Source organism: Psychrobacillus sp. NPDC093200 (assembly GCF_050280345.1).
In the GTDB taxonomy this organism is placed as follows: Bacteria; Bacillota; Bacilli; order Bacillales_A; family Planococcaceae; genus Psychrobacillus; species Psychrobacillus faecigallinarum.
The window spans coordinates 258,888-275,863 of sequence record NZ_JBNNVC010000003.1 but is presented as its reverse complement, the minus strand read 5'-3'; the positions used below and the strand labels follow the sequence as shown (position 1 = coordinate 275,863).

Below are 16,976 nucleotides of genomic sequence, written 5' to 3'. Positions count from 1 at the left end.
TTGATTGAAATTGAAAGGAGATTTTTAAGGCAGGCTTTGGTAAAATTATAAATAAGAAGAATAGAGGTGTAGAAATGACTGTATTAGAAGTAAAAAATGTAACAGGAGGATACACAAGAAAGCCTGTATTACATGATTTAGACTTTTCCATTAATAAAGGGGAATTAGTTGGATTAATCGGATTAAATGGAGCAGGGAAGAGTACAACAATCAAACATATAATTGGAACAATGAATGCTGCAAAAGGGGAAATTCTACTTAATGGTAAATCATTAAAGGATGACCCAGCACTTTATCGCTCTTCTTTTTCTTATATTCCTGAAACCCCAGTGTTGTATGACGAGCTAACGTTAAATGAGCATTTAGAGCTTACAGCAATGGCCTATAATTTAGATAAGGACGTATTTGAGGCAAGAAAAGCATCTCTATTAAAAGAGTTTAGAATGGAAAAAAGGTTGAACTGGTTTCCAACCCATTTCTCAAAAGGGATGCGACAAAAAGTAATGATTATGTGTGCATTTTTAGTTAGCCCATCCTTGTATATTATTGACGAGCCTTTTGTTGGGTTAGATCCCCTAGGAATTCAGTCGTTGCTTGATCAGATGAAGTCAAGAAAGGACGAGGGCGCTTCTGTTCTAATGTCCACTCACATATTATCAACTGCCGAAAGATACTGCGATCGTATTCTTCTTTTGCATAACGGGAAAATTCGTGCACAAGGGACTATGACAGATTTACGAGCAGCATTTAAAATGCCTCATGCAACTTTAGATGATCTTTATATTGAAATGACAAAGGAACAACAAGATGAACAATTTGCGTGAGGTATGGAGTAAACGATTTGTTTTCTATATAAATGAGCTGCAGAAATATTTGAAGTTTATTGTTTCTGGTCATTTGGCTATTGTCATCGTATTTGCAATTGGCGCTTTAGGTTATACGTATAGCGAATGGCTAAACTCAGCTCCTAAGGATTTTCCCGCATATTTGGTTGTAGCTTTAATATTAAGCATCTTAGTTACATTAAGCACGCCGGTTACACTTTTGAAAAATGCGGACAGCGTGTACTTTTTACCATTGGAGACCAAGTTAGGGGAGTACATACGACTTGCTCTTCGATGGACTTATTTCTCCTCAATATTTGTCACCCTAGCAGCATTTGTCGTTGCTATACCTTTATTGACAAGAGTGGCAGGTAGTACAAAGGAAGAAATCATTGCTCTATTAATTTTTTTATTAATATTCAAGTATTGGAGTATCCATACTGAATTCAACTTTCGTTGGGCTTCAAATGGAAGAGGAGTATGGGGAGATCGTTTTCTTCGCTTCCTACTAATATTGGTATCATTGTACTTCCTATTGAATGGAAGCTATTTATTTATGATTTTAGTAGTTATTGTGCAATTCGTTTACACAATGGCATGGGTTAAAAAGAAAAAAGAAGTTCCATTTCCTTTCGAGCATTTTATTGTAGTCGAGCAATCTCGTATGATGAGATTCTATCGATTTGCTAATTACTTTACAGATGTTCCGCACATCCGCGGAATGACGAAAAGAAGAAAATGGTTAGATGCATTCTATAAACTTGCCGGATATGGACAAAGGAATACACAGCTTTACCTAGTTATGAGAACTTTCATCCGTACAAATGACTTCTTCTATTTATGGCTGCGTTTAACTGGGCTTGCAATGATTGGAGCTATATTCATCCCATTCCCAATCGTGTCTATTATATTTGCGGCTGCCCTTGCGTTTGCTACCGTTATTCAGATAAAGCACGCTTTATTGTCTGGACATGAGTTTAGAATGGACCTATTGTTTCCTATTGAAAAGGATGCAAGAAAGCATGCAGTAGCTCGTATGATTCGATTCCTTCAGTTAATTCAGGCGGTTGCTGTTTTAATAGGTGTTTTAATCCAAGGTGATTATGCTTCTGTAATGTTCTTAATACCAGTAGCAGTGCTAGGAATATCAGAAGTGACTTTACGTATGACTAAAATTTAAATTAAAACCTCAAGTAATTGAGTATACTGCCCCGTAAATGTTAGACACCAAACTAACAATTGCGGGTTTTTTTTGTTTATATTTTTTTACTAGATTCCTTATTAGTAACAAGTTGAGGATGAACAGCAGACAGCTTAAGATAGAGAAACTTCACTTTAATAAAATGGGTGTTTGTAATTATGTAGGAAATAAAAATACAATGAGCTGGAAAATGTATATTTCCAAGCTCATTGTATTTCGCTTTCTTTAAAGAACACAGCCAGTTTTAATGTAATCATTTACAAATTAAAAGTTGGTTAATTTCAAAAAATTTAAAACTACCTAAACTTACATGTCTTAAAAACATAGGTTTCAGATTTTATCTTCTCTATATACTCTTTAATCTTACGTTCTTCCCACTCTGCTCCTAGCTTCCCAAGGGAAAGAGTTGTAAAACCATGTATAGCAACACCTATTCCCCAACCTCCAAGAGGATATAAAAACCATAAATAACTTGGGTCAGATATTATATTTATCAAAAAGAGCATTAGGTTAACTAGTACATAGACCGTTAAATGAATATAAAACGATTTTAAATTCTCTACCTTCTTTTTAGCTCGTAGATAAATCTCATCTTGTTCCATTTTCTCATTTCCTCCATTACTGCATATTTATACCTAATTTAAATTTACCATAAATACCAAATATTAAATGGATTTTTAAAAATTATATATTCTCGTAAATATACAACTGTGGGGGAATCAGTATGATTTTTATCGGGGAGGTATGGCTATGTATTTTCCTCCCATCTACTTCTTTATAATCTCTTCTATATTAAAAGTAGGAATACTTTACTTAATATCAATTATTACCCGAACAGTTTGATATGGGGGTATAAATCTATGATAAAAATAAAAAAATTTTATAACTCAAAGTTCGGAGTGAAAAGAATGAGAAATGAACAAACTGCTAATAAAATTGAGACTTTGTAGTCCGAGGGAATATCAGCTTATGCTGAAAAGTATATGCAAATTACGTAATTAATGAAGCTACTCAGCTTACTAGCAAGATATATAATGGTAATTACTATTCATAGATTCTTTAAGGACCGGAATTCTTGGAACTCGGGAGCTTAAGTTAAACTGTGTAGGACAATGTGTGGAATATAGACTATTATCTTGTTGTTAAAGATTTATATAAGGAAACGCTAATTACTTAGGTGGTAAACTAATAATGCCAGTTACCACCTAAATAAAAACTTCTATAAGTACTCGCCTTCTCATTAATTTGCCTAATCGTTTATTACTCTTCCTCTGATTTGGAACGATAGGTAGATTTATATGGGGCGCTTGTGAAAAGCTGTTGCTTATCTGCTACGCTTGTGAAGTCTAGAGTAACTGATTTTTCCCATGTTTCGTAGCTGCTTGCTCCTGTCCATTCTGATAAAATGATGTACGTGTCTGATTTTAAAGGCTTTAGCACTCTTAATGCTATAAAACCGGGATTTGATTGCACTGTAGGGGATAAATTTGTATATTGGTACTCAAAAATAGACTTACCTTCGTCCGATACTGGTACATGCTGAAGGACAAAGTAGCCATTCTCACTAAAATTACCGAGCGTTTCTAAAATTTCATAAACACGAGGGACTTGGAAGACGGACTTTCCAGATGTTTCTTGTATGAGGACAGAGTTTCCTGCACCATGTAAAATATACAAATCCTCTTTTGGATTTTTATCTTTAATGGATTGCATGAATTCAGGTGTTCCAGATGTCATGTATAATTTCATATAATTTCCTCCTAAATATTTTGTATTTATACTTTTCCCCAATTTTGCAAATTTAAAAACTTTCATTTCAAAGTAAGGTTTGAAATCAGGACAAATTTATGACAATTACCGTATATAACTATACATTAATTAAAGAAACGTCTATAGTTGAATCGTATATTTGAAACGGGATGTAATCGTTATCAAAGCAATTAAAAAGATTTTTTTTTTACATTGTAGTAAAGTATGAAGAGAATTCATCGTAAAAACATTAGGTCTAAAATAACATGTTATCAAGAAAGGCAGGAAATGAAATGACGACTTTTAATGACACACTTTTACGTGCAGCGCGCGGGGAAAAAGTGGAACATACTCCTGTATGGTATATGAGACAAGCAGGCAGGTCCCAACCAGAGTACAGAAAAATTAAAGAGAAATACTCTTTAGAGCAAATTACTCACGAGCCAGAGCTTTGCGCGTATGTAACACGCCTACCAGTAGAAAACTATAACGTGGATGCAGCGATACTTTATAAAGATATTGTAACTCCGCTTGTAGGAATTGGAGTAGATGTAAAAATAAAATCAGGTGTTGGGCCGGTCATTTCAAATCCAATACGCACAGTGCAAGACGTGGCGAATCTAGGCGAGTTCTCTCCAGAAGATCACGTACCATTTGTACTAGATACTATTAAGTTATTGACTACTGAACAATTAAGTGTTCCTCTAATTGGTTTTGCTGGTGCTCCATTCACATTAGCGAGCTACATGATTGAGGGAGGACCTTCCAGAAGCTACAACAAAACGAAAGCATTTATGGTGTCTGAGCCACAAGCATGGTTTGCTTTAATGGACAAGCTTGCAGATATGATTGTTGTGTACATAAAAGCACAGGTTAAAGCGGGAGCTAAGGCTATTCAAATTTTTGATTCGTGGGTTGGTGCATTAAACGTAGCAGATTATCGTATTTTCATCAAACCGATTATGACACGTATCTTTTCAGAACTGCGTGAAACAGGCGTTCCTTTAATCACATTTGGTGTAGGAGCAAGCCACTTAGCAATGGAATGGCATGACCTACCTGTAGACGTGGTGGGAATCGACTGGCGTTTATCCATCGAAGAAGCCCGTGCAAAAGGACTAACTAAACCTTTAATGGGTAATTTAGATCCTTCTTATCTAATTGGGGAATGGGCGGAAATTGAAAAACGTGCAAAACTGATTATTGAACAAGGTGTGGCTCATCCAAGTCATATATTTAACCTTGGACACGGAGTATTCCCTGAAGTAGATCCTGATGTCTTAAAACGCTTAACTGCTCTTATCCATGATTATAGTAGAGAACTTATTTCAGCGAAATCTAATTAAAAAATTTAGAGGTGAGAATTATGAAGAAAACAATGGGACTATTAGTAATGGCATATGGAACACCATACGAGGAAGCGGATATTGAACGTTACTATACGCATATTCGTCATGGTCGCAAACCAAGTGAAGAACAATTAGATGATTTAACAGGTCGCTATAAAGCAATTGGAGGTATTTCTCCACTTGCAAAAATCACGGAAAACCAAGCAAAAGGTCTTTGCAACCGTTTAAATGAAGTACAAGATGAAATCGAATTTAAACTATATATAGGTTTAAAGCATATTGAGCCGTTCTTAGAAGACGCAGTTGCAGAAATGCATAAAGATGGAATTACAGAAGCAGTTTCCATCGTATTAGCTCCACATTTCTCTACGTTCTCTATTAAATCCTATAATGGACGTATTAAAGAAGAAGCAGAAAAACTTGGCAACCTAAAAATTACTTCAGTAGAAAGCTGGTATACAGAGCCTAAGTTTATCCAGTATTGGAGCGATAAAGTAAGCGAGGCATTTGCAAAAATGTCAGAAGAGCAACGTGAAAAAGCTTGTTTAATCGTATCTGCTCACTCTCTACCTGAAAAAATTAAGACAATGGGAGATCCATACGAAGATCAACTAAAAGAAACTGCAGAACTAATCGCAGAGGCTGCTGGCGTGAAAAATTATGCAGTGGGCTGGCAAAGTGCAGGTCAAACACCAGAGCCATGGATTGGGCCAGATGTGCAAGACTTAACTCATGATTTATACAAGGAAAAGGGTTACACAACATTTGTTTATACTCCAGTAGGATTTGTTGCAGAACACTTAGAAGTTCTTTACGACAATGATTACGAATGTAAAGTAGTTTGTGATGAAATTGGTGCTAATTATGTGCGTCCTGCTATGCCGAACGACCAACCTCAATTTATTGATGCGATGGCAGATGTAGTACTTAAGCATTTAAAAGCTTAGTCGAAAAAACGATAAGTAAATAAAATGCTCTAAAAGTTGATAGCTTTTAGAGCATTTTTAATAAGTGGAGTAGAAGAAACTACATATAACGGTATACGATCACTGGGGTAAAAAGAACAGCTGCTGTAAATAATTATATTGCCAATCTAGGAGGATTATACGAATGAAAAAGACAATTATGGTGCTTGCGCTACTAGTAGCTTTCACGCTAGTCGGATGTGGAGAGAAGGAAGAAACTCATACAAGTACGAGCCATCAAGGAACATTGGATGAGGTTATTGTAGAAATTCAAACACCTGAGAAGTTACAGGTAGGTGAAGAGGTAGTTCTTTCTGCAAAAGTGACACAAAGTAAGGAAGCCGTGAATGATGCAGACTCTGTGGAGTTTGAAGTTTGGGAATCAGGATTGCGTGAAGAAGGACATATGGTAGAAGGAATACTTACAGAAGATGGTGTTTATGAAGCGAATTTTACCTTTGATCATGACGGAGTTTATTATATGTTTGCTCATACAACAGCAAGAGGTCTTCACGTAATGCCAAAACAAGAGCTTACCGTTGGAAATCCAGATATGAGTAAAGTGTTACCAGATGATAGCGATAACTCGATGAATCATATGGAGCATAGTGATGGAAATCATTAAATAATACTTGCATAAATAAAAAATAGAGAGTATTATAATGACTAGTTGACCGAAATGGTTTTCTAGTCATTTTTTTAGTGAGGGGGTAACCAAATGGACCGTAAACAGGAAATTTTACTAGCTGCCAATAAGTCCTTTTCTCTTTTCGGATATAAAGCTACTACAATGGAGCAGATTGCAAAGATTGCAAATGTAGGAAAAGGTACTATTTATAATTTTTTTGAAAATAAGGAAGTCTTATTTCAAGAAATTGTTCTCCGCATGATCGAAGAGATGAAGCAGGAGGCTCTTAATGTAATTATTGAAGAAGCACCTTTCCAACAAAATGCTCATGCTGCTCTAATGAAGATGCTTGAGTTCCGAGAAACTCATCAATTATACGCTAAAATAATTGACGAAGAAACACAATGGAAAACCCCAGCAGTAAAACAAGTAATTGGACAAGTCGAACAAGCTATTGTTTCGTTCATAGGCGAAAAGATTAATAAGTATGTACAAAAAGGTGAAATCCGACAAGTAAACGAAGAACTTGTAGCATATTTATTATTAAAGGCATACGTTGGATTTGTGAATGACTGGAATTTAACCCATGATAATTCTTTAACCGAAGAAGAGATAGCTAACTTCTTTCAAGACACAATTTTTCGCAGTCTCGCAATTTGAGACTCATTTTTTTAGCATAAAATGACCGAATGGACATATCGGTCATACAGTATTAGGAGGTATTTAAATGATAAAATCGGAATGGAAAAGTATTTTTAAAAACAAAAAGTTATTGATTTCAGTAATTGCTGTTTTATTTATTCCAGTGATGTACGCTGGAATGTTCTTGTGGGCATTCTGGGATCCGTATGCTAATCTAAGTGACCTGCCTGTAGCGGTCGTTAACTCAGATGAGGGAGCGGAATTCAACGGGACTGAGCTTTCCCTTGGTAAGGAACTAACAGATAAGCTCCGAGAAAGTGGTCAATTTAAATTTGTATCTGTGTCTGAAAAAGAGGCTGATGAAGGCCTATTAAACCAAGATTATTATTTATTAATCGAGATTCCAGATAACTTTTCTGCACATGCAACAACTTTGTTAGATGAGAAGCCAGAGAAAATGGTGATCACTTATAAAGCAAATGAAGGATATAATTTCTTATCTTCGCAAATAGGAGAAACAGCTATGGATCGAATCCGAGCTGAAGTAAATGAACAAGTATCGGCAACCTATGCAGAGCAATTATTTGATTCCATTACTAAGCTAGGGGATGGATTTGCAGAGGCATCTGATGGTGCTGGTCAACTAAAGGACGGGGTAGTAGAAGTTAATAATGGTGCCTCCAATTTAAAAGGTTATCTTGAACAATTAGCTAGTAGCACGATTGAGTTAAGAGACGGCACTAGTACGGTTGTAGAGGGTATCCAGTCGGCTGCTAATGGTTCTGTAGATTTAAACAAAGGTTTAGCAACGCTTGCTGATGGATCTTCCCAGTTAACGAATGGTGTTAGTCAAACAGCATCAGGGGCTACTGCTTTAAATAGTGGTATCCAAGACTATACTGCAGGTGTAGATAAATTAAATGAAAGTTATCAATTACTAAGTGAGAAAGAAAAAGGTCTACTTGATTCTTTAACTAAGCTACAAGCTAGTAGTTCTAAATTGAACGACAGTACAAATCAACTTGCTCAAGGTTCTGCTAATGTAACAGCTGGCATTCAAGCATTGTCTCAACAATTAGGCCAAATAACAGCTGCTTTACCACCAGAACAGTCTGCTGCAATTACAGAAACCTTGGCAAAACTAGAAGCTGGTAGTACTTCTGTTTCCTCTGGCTTAGAGCAATTGGCTGGTGGAACAAAAAATCTAACTAGTGGAACAGCTCAAATAGTTAGTGGAGCAGAACAATTGAGTGGAGGTTACTCACAAGCTCAACAAGGGGTATCAAAATTAGCCTCATCTTCCACAGCTTTATTAGAAGGTTCAGCAAGTCTTGCTGGCGGTACTAAGACTTTAGAAGAAAAAATGAACGAATTTAACGCAGGTATCAATCAGGCATATTCTGGCTCATCAAGTCTAGTGAATGGCTTGAACGAATTAGCATCAGGTTCTTCTCAATTGAAAGAGGGAACAGGTACACTTGCTGAGAAGTCGGGAGAATTAGCGGATGGATCTACTAAACTAGTAGAAGGTACACAGTTATTAGCTGATGGAACTGACACTTTACAATCTAGTTTAAAAGAAGCGAGTGAACAAGCAGGAGAAGTAAATGCATCTGAATCTACTTATGAAATGGTAGCTTCTCCGGTAGATGTTGATGTTATAGGAGTCAATGAGGTACCTAACTATGGAACAGGATTCACACCTTATTTCTTATCACTTGGTTTATTTGTAGGTGCTTTGTTAATTTCTATCGTATTCCCATTTGTTCAGCCTGTTATTGCTCCTACAAGTGGGGCTAAATGGTTTACAAGTAAAGTAACAGTTCTTGGTGCAGTAGGGATTATTCAATCGTTGTTTGTAGTAGCAGTGGCACTATTTGTTTTAAAACTAGAAACTCAAAGTGTTGGATTATTCATCCTTTCTGCAGTTATTACAAGCTTCACATACTTAGCGCTAATACAGTTGTTAGTTTCTATACTAGGCGATCCAGGTCGATTTGTTGCAATCGTAATCTTGATTTTGCAGCTTACTACAAGTGCAGGTACATTCCCATTAGAACTAATACCAGCACCGTTACAATTCTTTAATAAATTGCTGCCAATGACTTATTCTGTTCAAAGCTTTAAAGCATCAATTTCTACAGGTGATTTAAGTCATTTCTGGCAAAATAACAGCTTCTTGCTTGGATTTATGGTAGTCTGCTTGGCGATAACATTTGGTTACTTTATGTTATTGTTTGCAAAACGCTATTCTAAACAACCAAAAGAAGCATAATATGAAAGCCCATCTCTGTAATGAAGATGGGCTTTTTCTTATTTATTGAATCAATTTCATAATTTCTATTTATGTGAAAAGATACGAACAATAATACCGCATAAGTCGTGTCCTGTCGTTCCACTCAACAGAGTGACAAATGTACATGTATTAATAGTATATGAAATTAACAAATATATGCTATGTTAAATGGAAAAGGTTTTTATCGTAAAATGGAACGGTGACACCTACACTATATTAGTTTCCGCTCTAATAGAATATTTAATAAAAATAAAAATAAGTTAGTGAGGAGCTCAAAATTATGATGAAAATAATACCTCCTAAGCCTTTTTTCTATAAAAGTGGGGACAAGGCAGTTTTACTATTGCATTCTTTTACAAGCAATACGAATGATATGAAAAAGTTAGGAAGGTATTTGCAAAAGAACAATTATTCTTGCTATGGACTATTGTACAGTGGGCATGGTTTAACAGCAGAAGAACTTCTGACATATAGACCATCAGATTGGTGGCAAGATGTGCTAAACGGCTACCAGGTATTAAAGGATGAAGGTTTTGAAAAGATTGCTGTGATTGGTCTCTCTCTTGGAGGTGTGTTTGCATTAAAAGTTAGTCAAGAGTTGGAGGTAAATGGTGTTGTGACAATGTCAGTTCCAATACATAGGGAAGCTAATTTTCTACAAAAGCGTGTCTTTCATTATGCAAAGAGATACAAACAACTAGAAGGAAAGAAAGAAGCCCAAATAAACTTAGAAATAAAACACCTTCAAAATATGTCTATCGATTCATTAGTTGAGTTCCAGCAGCTAATTGATATAACGATGGATAAATTATCACTTATAACGTCACCAATCAGTATTTTATATGGTGAATTGGATGAACTATTGTATAAAGAGAGTGCAGAGGTAATTTTTCAAAGCGTAGCGACGAACCAAAAAATAATGAAGGGATATCCGAACTCTAAACATTTAATGACATTAGGCGATGATATTAACGAAGTTAACAAAGATATTCTTACATTCTTAAATGATTTAACATGGTAGTTTTAATGAGCCTTCAACTTAACAGTAGCTTTCCTTCTAGATGGCGGGTGGAGTGCTTTATGTATTGTTTATTAAAAGAAGAATAGCTTAGAAGGGATATTTTATATGCATCCAGATAATATGAAGATAAAAAAGATTATAGAGTGCGATATTGACAATGAACTGACTGAAAATATTCAAGAGTTATTGACGGAGTGCTTTAAAGATATTTATCCAAATAATAGAATTTATTTTAAACAAGTGCCTCATTTTAGATTTTTAGTTTTTAATGAGGAGAAACACCTTCTGGCACAGGTAGGGTTAGATTACCGAGTGATGAATCTTAATGGAAAACGTATAAAAGTGCTAGGTATAATTGACTTATGTGTTTCACGAGAATACCGCTCCAAAGGAATTGCTTCGCTTTTACTTTTAGAAATTGATAAATACTGTGTAAAGAAAGATATTGATTTTTTACTTTTATTTGCCGACAACAAGACATTGTATTTAAATAATGGATACAAATCTGTTAAGAACAAATGTAAGTGGTTAAAAATCGATGACAGAAATCAAACTATTTTGGGTATAGGCTATGAAGAAAGAAGTGACTTGATGGTAAAGAATATTAGTACAAACGAATGGACAGAAGGAGACTTAGATTTTCTAGGATATCTCTATTAAATCTCGGTTCTACTTAAATTAAATTATTTTTATTACATATGAAAAGAGATTCGGATTTTGCGTCGCCTGTGCTAGGTTGTTATTGTACTAACCAGTAAAAAAACGATTGCAAATGTAATGAGCTTGGAAATATATTCCCAAGCTCATTAGTACTTTTAGAATTATGGTAATACTAAATTTTCAACAAGAAAGGAGAAATAGTAAAATGATTTTCGCTCTAGGCGAATGTGTTCAGAGGGAGAGCAATTAGCTAATCCATTATCCTAGCTCGGAGTCTTGTTTGTGAGTGCTAATTTGTCTCTCTTAATCCACATGAGTCATACTCAAGTATGAGTTGGTTTTTTATGAAGTCTTCAACTGTCAAACTTCTTGCTTTTCTCTCTTAAATTTCTCTACTAGCGGCATTACTTGTTCTGCGAAACGCTTCATTTCCGTAAGTTGAGGGGAAAATTGGAGAATTAATAGGTTTACGCCTATTTCCTCAAAGGCAATAATTTTCTTGGCAAGTTGTTCAGGAGTTCCTATTAGGTCTGGTCGCAATCCTCGGTTAGATACAGAGTAATCCTTGAGCTGTACTTCAACGTTAAGATGAGACTTGCTAACAAAATCCTTGTAACCATCATAACCCGGAGATCCTTCTTTTACTTCTGTGATACGAGCAAGCTCCAGTTGTACTTCCTCCTCAGTATCTCGACAAATAACATAAGCAGACATTCCAAATGATTCTAAAGGTTTATCGCCAAGCTTTTGACGTCTTTGTTTCATGTCCTCAATCTTTTCAGCGACTTCCTCTACTGTGCCCCCATGCATTACATAGGAATCACACGTTTTAGCAATTGTTTGCTTTCCAGTTTCGCTTTCTCCCCCGGCATATAAGGGAATATGTTGTTTCGTTGGCTTGGGTGATAAATAAGTATTTTCGTACTGATAAAACTGGCCTCTATAGGTAAAAGGGTTTTCCTTCCATAACCCTTTTAAAACGGCTATAAATTCCTCAGTTCGGGCATAGCGTTCATCATGTGCCGTGAAAATTCCTCCATATTGCTTAGCTTCACCCTCCCACCATGCAGATACAACATTAAGTGAAAAACGTCCACCGCTTATCTGATCAATATTAGTGGCAGCTTTGGCTGTTAAAGCAGGATTATGAAAGCCAGGTCGGATGGCAGTCAAAATTTCTAGACGTTTAGTTACCGCTGCAATAGCTGCTGCAGTTGACCACGCATCTAAGGAAGGGGATTCAATCCCTTTGATATCATTTAGATTTAACTCAGCTATTAGTGTTAAGTCATAGCCTAAAAATTCCGCTTGTTGTGCTAAGTCTTTGACATATCCAAATGTTGCCGGCATTTCTTCATCTTGTACATTACGTAACCATCCACCGAATACAGGTAACCAAAAGCCATATCTCATTTAATATCCAACCCTTCTTTAAATATTGTTAATTCAGAAAATTGTTAATATCATTAATCCTAGCATATTGCTTGGTTATAAACAATAATTCATTTCACTAAAGCGTTAAAATGATTTATTAGTTTCAGAGATCAAAGAACGCAAAAAAAACAGCTAGAAAGGGGAGTTTCTAGCTGGTAAATAAATAAAATTATAAGTTGTTGCATTTATCACAGTGGTTCCCATAGCATTCATGTTGCTCTTCAATTGGCTCGCCGCATGTAGCGCATTTCTTTTTGGGCAGGTTACGGAAAAATTCTAATACGTTTTCTAACATATAAATTCCACCTCCATCTGTTATATAACTGTTTGAATTGAATTCATTGTAATATAACACAGAATGTTTTGTCAACACATTCCCTTGAATTTTGTTAAAATAGGAATAAAGGAGTGATAATGATGTATTTTATTGATAATAAAGGAATTACAGATCCACGCATCAACCTGGCGATTGAAGAGTATGCCTTAAATACAATGGATGTAGAGAAGGATTCATTTCTTCTTTTTTACATAAATCAGCCATCGATCATCATTGGTAGAAACCAAAATACAATCGAAGAAATTAATACAGATTTTGTTGAACAAAACGGTATTATTCCAGTACGTCGACTTTCTGGAGGAGGAGCAGTTTACCACGATCTTGGAAATTTGAATTTTAGCTTCTTAACAAAGGATGATGGAGACAGCTTCCGTAACTTTAAAAAGTTCACACAACCCGTGGTAGATGCACTAAAAAAAATGGGTGTAGACGCAGAACTTTCAGGCAGAAATGACATCTTAGCTGAGGGGAAAAAAATCTCCGGTAATGCTCAATTCTCCACCCGTGGTCGAATGTTCAGCCATGGAACATTAATGTTTGATACAGAGATTGATGCTGTTGTATCAGCACTAAAAGTAAAAAAAGAAAAAATTGAATCTAAAGGGATTAAATCAATTCGCAGCCGCGTTACAAATATTGTTGATTTATTAGATGAACCGATGACAGTAGAGGAGTTCCGTTTAGCAATACTTTCTTCTATTTTTGGCGGAGAGGACAAAGTTCAATACTGGGAATTAACAGAAGAGGACTGGGCTAATATCCATAAGCTATCTGAGGAAAGATATCAAAAATGGGAATGGAACTATGGTAAATCACCGAAGTTTAATATCCAGCATTCCCACCGATTCCCTACAGGCAGCGTAGACGTTCGTTTAGAAGTGAACAAGGGAGTTATAGAAGAGGTTAAATTCTTCGGCGACTTCTTTGGAGTAGGAGAAGTAGAAGAGGTAGAGGTTTTACTAGTAGGAAAAAATTACAGCAAAGAAGCAATTGAACAAGCATTAGAGTCTGTAGACGTACCTAAATATTTTGGTGGGATTACCAAGGAAGAGTTAGTTCATCTTATATATTGATTATGTAGCTTGAAAATATCGATTAGTTTTAAGGGGAAAGCAGTCTATTTCTGACATGAAATAGACTGCTTTTTTTGGTACACTTTGAATCATCTCTGCAACAGTTCCGAGATTTCCCGCAACACTTCACCCCTTTAGCGCAACACTTTGCACCCTCTCCTCAACAGTTCTGAGATTTCTCGCAACACTTTTCGTAAACGCAACACTTTGAGCTATCTCTGCAACAGTTCCGAGGTTTCCCGCAACACTTTTCGTACCCGCAACACTTCGAACCATCACTGCAACACTTCACCCCTTTAGCGCAACACTTTGCACCCTCTCTGCAACAGTTCTGAGATTTCCCGCAACACTTCGAATCATCTCTGCAACAGTTCCTAGATTTCTCGCAACACTTTTCGTACCCGCAACACCTGGCTAATTCTCTGCAACATTTCTCCTCTAATAACGATGCATCTATCGTAATGAAATTAACATATAAAAATATTTCATTTCTCTTAACAGGAGTTGCAGATACTCAGGGAGTGAAGGTAAGTGAGCTCAAATAAAAAATATACACTTGATCGAATTGAAGAAGGTATGTACGTTTTTTGGGAATCACCAGAGGAAATGAATCAACTGGTTCTGCCAACTACTACTTTTGATGTCACAGTAGAAGAAGGAGATATTGTCTGTATCACCTTTGATGGCATCAAATATCACTTGGAAGTTTTCAAGGAAGAAACATTAGAAAAGCATAAAAAAGTAAGTGCTTTATTAGAGAAACTAAAAAATAAAAGTAATTAAACAAATCCCATTCCAATTTGGAATGGGATTTTGGATTTTACTTATTGTAAGAAGACTTTAGAGCTCTATGGTCATAACTTCAAAGAATTATTTACGATTTCTATACATTTCTGCAGGCGTTCTGTACGATTTTGTTCATCCACTATATGCAGGGTTATACCATAATCACGAAACAAAGCTTTTAAATAATCATTATCTCTTAATCTCATTTCTTCTTCCACAGGCAATCTCGTTCCATCCATTTCATAATCATTATGAGGCTCTAAGTATATATAAGTGTCAATTTGATTGACCTTATTTTTAATCATTTCCTCTAATACTGTGCTTTTTTCACCAAGTCCTTTCATCCGAAAAAATTGTGTATAAGTTTCCTCGGTATCGATGAATAGTACTTTATTGGAGGTTGGTATGGCTTGTTGAATAGCATGGCTATGTCCAAATGCAATTTGATGAAAATCCTCTGGCATATCAATATCGAAGCAACCGTTAATGTCATCGTAGAAAGTTCTACCATATTCTTCTATAAAGTTCGTAAGATAATGAGCAGCGAGCAGCTTGGTCATAGTGGATTTTCCGGTAGATTCTATTCCACATAAACAAATCCTTTTCACATACGATTCTCTCACAGCAGAAGGGAGCATATCCCAATATGAATAGACACCACTTGCTCTTATTTCTGTTGCTGAAATAGGAAACGGACTATTATTGCGGTCGAAAATAATATGCTGGCTAGCTGGAAAGTACTTGTTAAAGTATGTGTCATATTCTTGTTCGCTGCTAAACACATAATCTAGCCTTCCTCCAAGCTTTTGAAGCAAACTATCATTGGCTTGCTTAACTAAAGGGTCTGTCATATGATCAGGTGAGCGTCGTTCATAGTGAGATAACACTCGAACATTGGGCAAATTCTTAGTAGCTTTTGTTACCCAGCGCTCTCTTAGTCGGGAAGATACCCATTTAAATTTACTATGTTGGCAAAGCTTTTGCTCATACCCTTCATCATAACCAACTACCACGAACAGCACATCTACCATAGATGCTGCCTTAATAATGCAGCTTAGATGGCCCATGTGAAAAGGGAGGAACTTGCCTCCGTAATAGCCAAACGTTAAATTTGGATCATACTCACTAATTTGAATGCCGTAATTCATAAGCTTCTCCTTGTATATTATGCTGTTGCTTGTGCATTTTCAGCCAGTTTACATACCCATAAATGGAGTTAACTAAAAATGCTGACCACATAACAAGCATAGCCCAGTCATTACCACCAGTTTGTAATAACACAATAACCCATAACACAATGGTCAATCCATTTACCATAATCCATAAAACCCATTGCTCAGCAAAGCGTTTAAGCATCAAAATCTGAGCGATAACAGATAACACGACTGCTGCTGAATCCAAACGTACCTGTTGTCCGCCAATAGCATTTAGTAGGTACGCATATGCGATGGAACCTACTACGGCAGTCCCAATTACATATATCCAACCTTTTTGGTCGAGCCTTTTAACAGATACATCCTCCCCAATCGTCTGAACCTTTGTTAAATTCTTCTTCCACAAATAGATTCCGATAAACTGTATTGGAAAATAGAACAGCGCATTTAGCATAGACTCCCCATACAATCCGTACGTATAAGCAATATAAGCATAGCTCGAAGTTTGAACAATACCAAAATAATAATTACTGATTTTCCCTTTTGCGACTAATACAACGCAAAGCATACCTGTAATAGAGCTTATAAATCCTAATAACGAGTCTTTGAAAGCGAAAAAAAGATAAATATTTACTAAAGTAAATACACCCAACCAAACTTTTTCAAACAAAGTCCAGTCCTTGAACATTCCCATCACGCTCTTCCTTTTTAAATTTATAGAACAATAAAACAATAATTTATTTTGGAAATAAATTCAATATGCATACTAAAATGAAAATATTTGGGAGCAATACTAAAGACATTTATAGCTTGTAAAAGAAGAATATTATTATTGTATGAAATATTAGAGTGTATAA

At 35.9% G+C, this 16,976-nt stretch carries 17 protein-coding genes; 11 read left to right on the top strand and 6 right to left on the bottom strand.

Features of this window, described 5'->3' with window-relative positions; all coding sequences use genetic code 11:
* The first annotated feature begins 74 nt into the window (after positions 1 to 74).
* On the top strand, positions 75 to 824 hold the full coding sequence (locus ACQKNZ_RS14895) for an ABC transporter ATP-binding protein (RefSeq protein ID WP_144539150.1): 750 nt from the start codon (positions 75 to 77) through the stop codon (positions 822 to 824).
* Positions 808 to 2,004 (top strand): ABC transporter permease, encoded by a 1,197-nt coding sequence (locus ACQKNZ_RS14890; RefSeq protein ID WP_191697597.1) that lies wholly within the window; start codon positions 808 to 810, stop codon positions 2,002 to 2,004. Before ACQKNZ_RS14895 ends, ACQKNZ_RS14890 begins: the two co-directional genes overlap by 17 nt.
* 317 nt (positions 2,005 to 2,321) lie before the next feature.
* Here ACQKNZ_RS14890 and ACQKNZ_RS14885 read toward each other — a convergent pair whose 3' ends face one another.
* Together ACQKNZ_RS14885 and ACQKNZ_RS14880 are read right to left on the bottom strand one after the other, a co-directional pair.
* On the bottom strand, positions 2,322 to 2,627 hold the full coding sequence (locus ACQKNZ_RS14885) for a 2TM domain-containing protein (protein WP_427660452.1): 306 nt from the start codon (positions 2,625 to 2,627) through the stop codon (positions 2,322 to 2,324).
* 658 nt (positions 2,628 to 3,285) lie between these two features.
* Positions 3,286 to 3,774: an antibiotic biosynthesis monooxygenase family protein gene (locus ACQKNZ_RS14880; protein ID WP_144539144.1), complete on the bottom strand. Its 489-nt coding sequence runs from the start codon at positions 3,772 to 3,774 to the stop codon at positions 3,286 to 3,288.
* 293 nt (positions 3,775 to 4,067) lie between these two features.
* Here ACQKNZ_RS14880 and hemE point away from each other — a divergent pair, with 293 nt between their 5' ends.
* From hemE to ACQKNZ_RS14845, 7 genes are all read left to right on the top strand, one after another.
* Entirely contained in the window at positions 4,068 to 5,120 is a 1,053-nt protein-coding gene (gene hemE, locus ACQKNZ_RS14875) for a uroporphyrinogen decarboxylase (RefSeq protein WP_144539187.1), read from the top strand.
* Positions 5,121 to 5,137: 17 nt separating this feature from the next.
* Entirely contained in the window at positions 5,138 to 6,070 is a 933-nt protein-coding gene (gene hemH / locus ACQKNZ_RS14870) for a ferrochelatase (protein ID WP_144539186.1), read from the top strand.
* Positions 6,071 to 6,233: 163 nt separating this feature from the next.
* Positions 6,234 to 6,713, top strand: a complete 480-nt coding sequence (locus tag ACQKNZ_RS14865) for a FixH family protein (RefSeq protein WP_144539142.1) — start codon at positions 6,234 to 6,236, stop codon at positions 6,711 to 6,713.
* Between the two features lie 93 nt (positions 6,714 to 6,806).
* Positions 6,807 to 7,376: a TetR/AcrR family transcriptional regulator gene (locus tag ACQKNZ_RS14860; RefSeq protein ID WP_151113030.1), complete on the top strand. Its 570-nt coding sequence runs from the start codon at positions 6,807 to 6,809 to the stop codon at positions 7,374 to 7,376.
* Positions 7,377 to 7,443: 67 nt separating this feature from the next.
* Positions 7,444 to 9,633 (top strand): YhgE/Pip domain-containing protein, encoded by a 2,190-nt coding sequence (locus tag ACQKNZ_RS14855; protein WP_151113032.1) that lies wholly within the window; start codon positions 7,444 to 7,446, stop codon positions 9,631 to 9,633.
* Between the two features lie 301 nt (positions 9,634 to 9,934).
* Positions 9,935 to 10,675, top strand: a complete 741-nt coding sequence (locus ACQKNZ_RS14850; RefSeq protein WP_225216120.1) for an alpha/beta hydrolase — start codon at positions 9,935 to 9,937, stop codon at positions 10,673 to 10,675.
* A gap of 105 nt (positions 10,676 to 10,780) precedes the next feature.
* Complete coding sequence (locus ACQKNZ_RS14845) at positions 10,781 to 11,335, top strand: GNAT family N-acetyltransferase (RefSeq protein ID WP_225321642.1); 555 nt, start codon at positions 10,781 to 10,783, stop codon at positions 11,333 to 11,335.
* 360 nt (positions 11,336 to 11,695) lie between these two features.
* On the opposite strand, the gene ACQKNZ_RS14840 is transcribed toward ACQKNZ_RS14845, so the two are convergent.
* Positions 11,696 to 12,748: an LLM class flavin-dependent oxidoreductase gene (locus ACQKNZ_RS14840; RefSeq protein ID WP_427660448.1), complete on the bottom strand. Its 1,053-nt coding sequence runs from the start codon at positions 12,746 to 12,748 to the stop codon at positions 11,696 to 11,698.
* A gap of 190 nt (positions 12,749 to 12,938) precedes the next feature.
* Entirely contained in the window at positions 12,939 to 13,064 is a 126-nt protein-coding gene (yhfH, locus tag ACQKNZ_RS14835) for a protein YhfH (protein WP_144539133.1), read from the bottom strand.
* A 122-nt stretch (positions 13,065 to 13,186) separates the two neighbouring features.
* On the opposite strand from yhfH, the gene ACQKNZ_RS14830 reads away from it, so the two are divergent.
* On the top strand, positions 13,187 to 14,179 hold the full coding sequence (locus tag ACQKNZ_RS14830) for a lipoate--protein ligase (RefSeq protein ID WP_144539131.1): 993 nt from the start codon (positions 13,187 to 13,189) through the stop codon (positions 14,177 to 14,179).
* A gap of 531 nt (positions 14,180 to 14,710) precedes the next feature.
* Positions 14,711 to 14,962 (top strand): DUF3006 family protein, encoded by a 252-nt coding sequence (locus tag ACQKNZ_RS14825; RefSeq protein WP_144539129.1) that lies wholly within the window; start codon positions 14,711 to 14,713, stop codon positions 14,960 to 14,962.
* Positions 14,963 to 15,033: 71 nt separating this feature from the next.
* On the opposite strand, the gene nadR is transcribed toward ACQKNZ_RS14825, so the two are convergent.
* Both nadR and pnuC read right to left on the bottom strand, forming a co-directional pair.
* A complete protein-coding gene (gene nadR, locus ACQKNZ_RS14820; RefSeq protein WP_191697602.1) occupies positions 15,034 to 16,113 on the bottom strand; it encodes a multifunctional transcriptional regulator/nicotinamide-nucleotide adenylyltransferase/ribosylnicotinamide kinase NadR in 1,080 nt (359 codons plus the stop codon).
* Entirely contained in the window at positions 16,091 to 16,813 is a 723-nt protein-coding gene (pnuC, locus tag ACQKNZ_RS14815) for a nicotinamide riboside transporter PnuC (protein ID WP_144539126.1), read from the bottom strand. Before pnuC ends, nadR begins: the two co-directional genes overlap by 23 nt.
* Positions 16,814 to 16,976 lie beyond the last annotated feature (163 nt).

Coding starts and splice junctions, on each gene's coding strand:
- ACQKNZ_RS14885 (WP_427660452.1), bottom strand. CDS start 2,627: ATGGAACAAGATGAGATTTATCTACGAGCTAAAAAGAAGGTAGAGAAT.
- ACQKNZ_RS14865 (WP_144539142.1), top strand. CDS start 6,234: ATGAAAAAGACAATTATGGTGCTTGCGCTACTAGTAGCTTTCACGCTA.
- ACQKNZ_RS14880 (WP_144539144.1), bottom strand. CDS start 3,774: ATGAAATTATACATGACATCTGGAACACCTGAATTCATGCAATCCATT.
- ACQKNZ_RS14855 (WP_151113032.1), top strand. CDS start 7,444: ATGATAAAATCGGAATGGAAAAGTATTTTTAAAAACAAAAAGTTATTG.
- ACQKNZ_RS14845 (WP_225321642.1), top strand. CDS start 10,781: ATGCATCCAGATAATATGAAGATAAAAAAGATTATAGAGTGCGATATT.
- nadR (WP_191697602.1), bottom strand. CDS start 16,113: ATGAATTACGGCATTCAAATTAGTGAGTATGATCCAAATTTAACGTTT.
- ACQKNZ_RS14860 (WP_151113030.1), top strand. CDS start 6,807: ATGGACCGTAAACAGGAAATTTTACTAGCTGCCAATAAGTCCTTTTCT.
- ACQKNZ_RS14830 (WP_144539131.1), top strand. CDS start 13,187: ATGTATTTTATTGATAATAAAGGAATTACAGATCCACGCATCAACCTG.
- ACQKNZ_RS14895 (WP_144539150.1), top strand. CDS start 75: ATGACTGTATTAGAAGTAAAAAATGTAACAGGAGGATACACAAGAAAG.
- ACQKNZ_RS14840 (WP_427660448.1), bottom strand. CDS start 12,748: ATGAGATATGGCTTTTGGTTACCTGTATTCGGTGGATGGTTACGTAAT.
- ACQKNZ_RS14850 (WP_225216120.1), top strand. CDS start 9,935: ATGATGAAAATAATACCTCCTAAGCCTTTTTTCTATAAAAGTGGGGAC.
- pnuC (WP_144539126.1), bottom strand. CDS start 16,813: ATGGGAATGTTCAAGGACTGGACTTTGTTTGAAAAAGTTTGGTTGGGT.
- hemE (WP_144539187.1), top strand. CDS start 4,068: ATGACGACTTTTAATGACACACTTTTACGTGCAGCGCGCGGGGAAAAA.
- yhfH (WP_144539133.1), bottom strand. CDS start 13,064: ATGTTAGAAAACGTATTAGAATTTTTCCGTAACCTGCCCAAAAAGAAA.
- ACQKNZ_RS14890 (WP_191697597.1), top strand. CDS start 808: ATGAACAATTTGCGTGAGGTATGGAGTAAACGATTTGTTTTCTATATA.